This window comes from Streptomyces sparsus, assembly GCF_054776295.1.
In genome coordinates, this window is sequence record NZ_BAAHCA010000190.1 from 1 (window position 1) to 6,861 (window position 6,861).

At 70.7% G+C, this 6,861-nt stretch carries 5 protein-coding genes; all 5 read left to right on the plus strand.

Going from position 1 to position 6,861, the window contains the following annotated elements; translation table 11 throughout:
• Positions 1–1,006 (plus strand): carbohydrate ABC transporter permease (locus tag ACYVE9_RS11675; RefSeq protein WP_461027721.1); only part of this gene is annotated, 1,006 nt, incomplete at its 5' end.
• Positions 1,007–1,011: 5 nt separating this feature from the next.
• Positions 1,012–1,923 (plus strand): sugar ABC transporter permease, encoded by a 912-nt coding sequence (locus ACYVE9_RS11680; protein ID WP_461027722.1) that lies wholly within the window; start codon positions 1,012–1,014, stop codon positions 1,921–1,923.
• 62 nt (positions 1,924–1,985) lie between these two features.
• Positions 1,986–3,620: a glycoside hydrolase family 13 protein gene (locus tag ACYVE9_RS11685; protein ID WP_461027723.1), complete on the plus strand. Its 1,635-nt coding sequence runs from the start codon at positions 1,986–1,988 to the stop codon at positions 3,618–3,620.
• Entirely contained in the window at positions 3,617–4,675 is a 1,059-nt protein-coding gene (locus tag ACYVE9_RS11690) for a LacI family DNA-binding transcriptional regulator (RefSeq protein ID WP_461027724.1), read from the plus strand. Before ACYVE9_RS11685 ends, ACYVE9_RS11690 begins: the two co-directional genes overlap by 4 nt.
• Before the next feature lie 328 nt (positions 4,676–5,003).
• Positions 5,004–6,758 carry a carbohydrate-binding module family 20 domain-containing protein gene (locus tag ACYVE9_RS11695; RefSeq protein ID WP_461027725.1) on the plus strand — a complete coding sequence of 585 codons (1,755 nt, stop codon included), beginning with the start codon at positions 5,004–5,006 and terminating at the stop codon, positions 6,756–6,758.
• The last annotated feature ends 103 nt before the right edge of the window (positions 6,759–6,861 follow it).

A 6,861-nucleotide genomic window follows, 5' to 3' on the forward strand; every position in this document is an offset into this window, starting at 1 on the left:
CCCCGGCGGCCCGAGCCGCACCACGGCTGGCAAGGACAGGGCGCCCGGGCCACGGCGCGGGCCCGCCGCGCGCGAGGGACTCGCGCGGCTGCGCAGGGCGGCCCGCACCCACTGGTACGCCTGGACGATGATCGCCCCGGTGGCGCTGGTGATCGCGGTGATCGTCGGCTACCCGCTGACCCGCGGCGTCTTCCTGTCGCTCACCAACGCCAACGAGGCGAACGTCGAGCGCACTATCGGCGTCAACACCATCGAAGCCACCTACGAGTTCGTGGGGCTGGACAACTACACCGCGATCCTCACCTCCGACGTCTTCTGGGACCGCCTCGGCTGGACCGTGCTGTGGACGGTGGGCTGCGTCAGCATCACCTTCGCCGTCGGCCTGACCCTCGCCAACATGCTCAACCGCAAGGTCAAGGGGCGGGCGCTGTACCGCATCGCCCTGATCCTGCCCTGGGGCATTCCCGCGTTCGTCTCCGTGTTCGCGTGGCGGCTGCTGTTCAACGAGCGCAACGGCCTGTTCAACAAGGTGCTCAGCGGCGGCGGCATCGACTCGATCGCCTGGCTGGGTGACCCCTTCTGGGCGAAGATCGCCGTCATCGGCGTCAACGTCTGGCTCGGCGTGCCGTTCATGCTGGTCGCGGTCCTGGGCGCGCTGCAGTCCATTCCCGGCGAGCTGTACGAGGCCGCCGAGATGGACGGCGCCGGCCCGTGGCAGCGCTTCGTCAACATCACGCTGCCCGGCATCCGCTCGGTCAGCTCCACGGTGATCCTGCTGAGCACCATCTGGACGTTCAACATGTTCCCCGTGATCTACCTGCTGACCCGGGGCGGGCCGGGTGACTCCTCGGAGATCCTGGTCACGTACGCCTTCCGGGTCGCCTTCCTCAACAGCCCCCGCGACTTCGCCACCTCCGCGGCCTGGGGCGTCATCATCCTGGTGCTGCTCGCGGCCTTCGCCGTGGGCTACCGCCGTGTCCTCCGCAAGCAGGGAGAGGTGTGGTGACGGGCATGTCCGGAGAGTCCACGCTCAAGAAGAAGCCCGCCCCCGGCCCCCGGCCCATCGTGGTGAAGACCGCCCCGGAGGACTCCGGGCGCCGTCTGCGGCGCACGCCGCTGGCCTCCGTCGGGCTGCACCTGGGCCTGCTGGTCGCCGCGGCGGTCGCTGTCTTCCCGCCGCTGTGGCTGGTCGTCACCTCGTTCAAGCCGAAGACGGACGCCTTCACGCTCGACCTGGTGAAGAACTTCACCTTCGCCAACTACGACCACGTGCTCACCGACACCCACTTCCTCGACTGGTTCGGCAACTCGGTGCTCGTGGTGGTGGGCACCACGTTCCTGGGCGTCTTCATCGCCTCCACCACCGGGTACGCGCTCAGCCGGTTCCGTTTCCCGGGTATGCGGCCGTTGATGTGGACCCTGCTGATCACCCAGATGTTCCCGATGGCGGTGCTGATCGTGCCGCTCTACAACCTGATGGCGCAGTTCGGACTGCTCAACCAGCCGGTCGGCCTGATCATCACCTACCTCACCATCGCGGTGCCGTTCTGCGCCTGGATGATGAAGGGGTTCTTCGACACCATCCCGGTGTCGATCGACGAGTCGGGCCGGGTGGACGGGCTCAACCCGTTCGGGACCTTCTGGCGGCTCATCATGCCGCTCGCCAAGCCGGGGCTCGCGGTGACGGGCTTCTACACCTTCGTCACCGCCTGGGCCGAAGTGGCCTACGCGACGGCCTTCATGACCGGTGAGGAGAACCTCACCCTGGCCGGCGGCCTGCAGACCTTCGTCAACCAGTACTCCGCGGACTGGGGATCGATGACGGCGGCGGCCGTCATCATCGCCGTGCCCGCCGCGCTCGTCTTCGGGTTCGCCCAGCGCTACCTGGTCTCCGGCATGACGGCGGGTGCCGTGAAGTCCTGACCGCGCCCGCCGCACGCCACCGCCGTACAGCCCCCCTCGAATTCGACACCTCCAGGGATGACATGACCCAGCACCTCGCCGCACCTGCCCCCCGAGCGGCAACAGCCGCAGGCACCCCTGCTCCGGGCGACCGCTCCGGATGGTGGCGCGAAGCAGTCATCTACCAGGTCTACCCACGCTCCTTCGCCGACGGCAACAGCGACGGCATGGGCGATCTGCCGGGTATCCGCGCCCGGCTGCCGTACCTCGCCGAACTGGGTGTGGACGCCGTCTGGTTGAGCCCGTTCTACGCGTCCCCGCAGGCGGACGCCGGCTACGACGTCGCCGACTACCGGGCCATCGACCCGATGTTCGGCGACCTGCACGACGCCGACGCGCTGATCCGCGACGCCCACGAACTGGGCCTGCGCGTCATCGTGGACCTCGTGCCCAACCACTCCTCCGACCAGCACGAGTGGTTCCAGCGCGCGCTGCGCGAGGGCCCCGGCTCACCGCTGCGTGACCGGTACCACTTCCGGCCCGGCAAGGGGGAGCACGGCGAGGAGCCGCCCAACGACTGGGAGTCGATCTTCGGTGGCCCGGCCTGGACCCGGACCAAGAACCCCGACGGCACTCCCGGCGACTGGTACCTGCACCTCTTCGCCCCCGAGCAGCCCGACTTCGACTGGAACCACCCGGCCGTGCAGGACGAGTTCCGCTCGGTGCTGCGCTTCTGGCTTGACATGGGCGTCGACGGCTTCCGCATCGACGTCGCCCACGGCCTGGTGAAGGCCGACGGCCTGCCGGACATGGGCCGCGGTGAGCAGCTCAAACTGCTCGGCAACCAGGTGCTGCCCTTCTTCGACCAGGACGGCGTGCACGAGATCTACCGCTCCTGGCGCCTGATCCTGGAGGAGTACGGCGGCGACCGTATCGGCGTCGCCGAGGCGTGGACGCCCAGCGCGGACCGCACCGCGCTGTACCTGCGGCCCGACGAGCTGCACCAGGCGTTCAACTTCCACTACCTCAACGCCGGTTGGGACGCGGCCGAGCTGCGCCGGGTGATCGACGAGTCGCTGGACTCGATGCGCCCGGTCGGCGCGACCACCACCTGGGTGCTGTCCAACCACGACGTGGTGCGGCACCTCACGCGGCTGGGCGGCAGCCAGGCCAGGGCCAGGGCCGCGTCGCTGCTGATGCTGGCGCTGCCCGGCTCGGCGTACGTCTACCAGGGGGAGGAGCTGGGCCTGCCCGAGGTCACCGACCTGCCGGACGAGGTGCGCCAGGACCCGTCGTTCTTCAAGGACAACGGGCAGGACGGGCTGCGCGACGGCTGCCGGGTGCCCATCCCGTGGACCGCGGACGGACCGTCCTACGGCTTCGGTGAGGGCGGCAGCTGGCTGCCGCAGCCCACCGACTGGGCCCGCTTCAGCGTCGAGGCGCAGACCGGCGACCCGGACTCCACGCTGGAGCTCTACCGGCGGGCGATCGCGGTCCGCCGGGAGCACCCCGACCTGGGCGCCGGGGACGCCGTGGAGTGGCTGGACGCGCCCGAGGGCGTGCTGGCGTTCCGCCGCGGCACCTTCACCTGCACGGCCAACACCACCGGCGAACCCGTTGAACTGCCGTCCGCCCCCGGCCGGGTGCTGCTGTCCAGCGGCGGCTACGACGGTACCGGGGCGCTGCCCGCGGACACCGTCGTGTGGTGGACCGCATGAGTGTGGCGGAGCCGCTGGGAGTCGGCGGGGCCGTCGGCCTCGCCGGCCCCGCCCGCCTCGCCGACATCGCGGTGCAGGCCGCGGTGAGCGAGGCGACCGTCAGCCGGGTGCTCAACGGCAAGACCGGGGTGGCCTCGGCGACCCGGCAGAAGGTGCTCGCGGCGCTCGACGTGCTGGGGTACGAGCGCCCGGTGCGGCTGCGCCAGCGCAGCGCGGGACTGGTCGGACTGGTCATCCCGGAACTGACCAACCCGATCTTTCCCGCGTTCGCGCAGGTCATCGAGCAGGCCCTGTCGGGCTACGGCTACACCCCGGTGCTCGGCACGCAGCTGCCGGGCGGCGCGACCGAGGACGAGCTGGTGGACCAGCTCGTGGAACGCGGCGTCACCGGCATCATCTTTCTCTCCGGGCTGCACGCCGACGTCACCGCCGACCCCGGCAGGTACAGCCGACTGGCCGGCCGGGGCGTGCCGTTCGTGCTCATCAACGGATTCAACGAGCGGGTGCAGGCGCCCTTCGTGTCACCCGACGACCGCTCGGCGGCGCGGATGGCGGTGCGCCACCTGACCGACCTGGGGCACCGGCGGATCGGACTCGCGGTGGGCCCGTCCCGCTTCGTGCCGGCCCGCCGCAAGGCCGAGGGCTTCGCCGACGCCACCGCCGGCAGCGAGGAGGACGGGGTGCGGGGCTTCGTGCAGCACACCCTGTTCACCGTCGAGGGGGGTCACGCGGCGGCCGGCGCGCTGCTCGACCAGGGCTGTACGGGCATCGTCTGCGGCAGCGACCTGATGGCCCTGGGAGTGGTGCGCGCCGCCCGGCAGCGCGGCCTCGACGTGCCGGGTGACCTCTCGGTGGTCGGCTACGACGACTCCGAGCTGATCGCCTTCACCGATCCGCCGCTGACCACCGTGCGCCAGCCGGTGCGGGCCATGGCGACGGCCGCCGTGCAGTCGCTGCTGGAGGAGATCGGCGGCAGCCCCGTGCCGCACACCGAGTTCGTCTTCCAGCCTGAACTCGTCGTCCGCGCCTCGACGGCGCAGGTCCCGGGACGCTGACCCCCGAGCGCGCCCGGCCCGACCGGCCGGGCGCGTGGGGTCCGTCACCGGACCCCCGACTGGCCGGGCCGGGGCTGTAGTTGAACGTAGCACCTTGCAAGCTCTTGCAGAAGGCCGTTACCCGCAAGCAACCCCCGTGTTTCCGGGGAGTGTCGAAACTATTGACGGGTGCGCCAGGGCCTTCTACGGTCTGCAACGCGGAAGAGTTTCCATGGCTTTTCACTCTTCTTGCAGAACCCCCCTGTTGTTCTCGGCTCACTGGCCTTACGGGCGCGGCGCGTTGCCCCCGAGGCACTCCGCATCGGCTCTCCATCAGGCAGGAGGCATCGTGGCGCTCAGGCCCCGCAATGCATTCGGACCAGTTCGGGCGAACACCCCCCGCAGACTCTCCGCCGTCGTCCTCGCCCTCACGGCGGCAGCGGCCGGCACCCTCGTCGCGGAGCCCCAGGCACAGGCCGCGCCCCCGGGAGCGAAGGACGTCACCGCCGTCCTGTTCTCCTGGAAGTTCGACTCCGTCGCCCGCGCGTGCACCGACACCCTCGGTCCCGCCGGCTACGGCTACGTCCAGGTCTCACCACCCCAGGAACACATCCAGGGCCCCCAGTGGTGGACCCAGTACCAGCCGGTCAGCTACCGGCTCGACAGCCGGCTGGGCAACCGCAGCCAGTTCCGGTCCATGGTCGGGACCTGCCGTGCCGCCGGCGTCAAGGTGGTCGTGGACACCGTCATCAACCACATGACGGCCGGCAGCGGCACCGGCACCGGCGGCTCCACCTACAGCAAGTACCACTACCCCGACGCGCCCTACAGCGACGGGGACTTCAACGACTGCCGCAGCAGCGGCATCGACTACCGCAACCGGTACCAGGTGCAGAACTGCGAACTGGTCGGCCTCTCCGACCTGCGCACCGGCAAGGAGTACGTCCGGCAGCGGATCGCGGACTACATGAACGACCTGCTCTCGCTGGGAGCCGCCGGGTTCCGCATCGACGCCGCGAAGCACATGCCCCACGAGGACCTGGCCGCCATCAAGTCCAAGCTCAGCGACCCGAACGCCTACTGGAAGCAGGAGGCCATCCACGGCGCAGGCGAGGCCGTCGACCCGTCCGAGTACCTCGGCAACGGCGACGTGCAGGAGTTCCGCTACGCCCGCGGCCTCAAGCAGGCGTTCAACGGCGGCTCCCTCGCCTCCCTGCGCACCTTCGGCGAGGGCTGGGGCTTCATGCCGAGCGGCAGGTCCGCCGTCTTCGTCGACAACCACGACACCGAGCGGGTGGGGGACACCCTCAGCTACAAGGACGGTTCCCGCTACACCCTGGCCAACGTCTTCATGCTGGCCTGGCCCTACGGCTCACCCGACGTGCACTCCGGCTACGAGTTCAGCAACAAGGACGCCGGCCCGCCGAACAACGGCGCCGTACAGGCCTGTTACAGCGACGGCTGGAAGTGCCAGCACGCCTGGCGCGAGGTGTCCTCGATGGTCGCCCTCCGCAACGAGGCCCGCGGCCAGACGGTCGGCGACTGGTGGGACAACGGCGGCAGCGCCCTCGCCTTCGGACGCGGCAGCAAGGCCTACGTCGCCATCAACCAGGGGAGCGGGCAGCTCAGCCGCACCTTCCAGACGTCACTGCCCGCCGGTGACTACTGCGACGTGCAGAGCGGCCGGGGCGTGACCGTCAACGGCTCGGGGCAGTTCACCGCCTCCCTGCCTGCCGGCACCGCCGTGGCCCTGCACACCGGGGCCCGCACCTGCGGCTCCGGCGGCGGCCCGGGCAACCCGGGTGAGGAGACGTCCGGCGCCTCGTTCCACGTCCAGGCCACCACCCAGCCCGGCCAGAACATCCACGTCGCCGGCTCCTGCTCCGCGCTCGGCGGCTGGAACACCGCCGCCGCGCCCAAGCTGGACCCGGCCTCCTACCCGGTGTGGAAACTGACCGTCGACCTGCCCGCCGGAACGACCTGCCAGTACAAGTACCTCCGCAAGGACTCGGGCGGCGGCGTGCAGTGGGAGAGCGGCGACAACCGCACTCTGACCGTGCCCGCCTCCGGCGTCACCACGCTGAACGACACCTGGCGCGGCTGACCCTCCGCAGACCGGCCGCCCGGCTCCTGTCCACGTCCCCGCTGACGGACCGGGCGGCCCTTGCGTACCCCTCCACCCGCCACCCCCCCCCGCCTTCGCCCCC

What these genes read in the sequence shown, in the direction of transcription:
- ACYVE9_RS11680 (WP_461027722.1), top strand. Translation starts at nt 1,012, where the DNA reads ATGTCCGGAGAGTCCACGCTCAAGAAGAAGCCCGCCCCCGGCCCCCGG.
- ACYVE9_RS11685 (WP_461027723.1), top strand. Translation starts at nt 1,986, where the DNA reads ATGACCCAGCACCTCGCCGCACCTGCCCCCCGAGCGGCAACAGCCGCA.
- ACYVE9_RS11690 (WP_461027724.1), top strand. Translation starts at nt 3,617, where the DNA reads ATGAGTGTGGCGGAGCCGCTGGGAGTCGGCGGGGCCGTCGGCCTCGCC.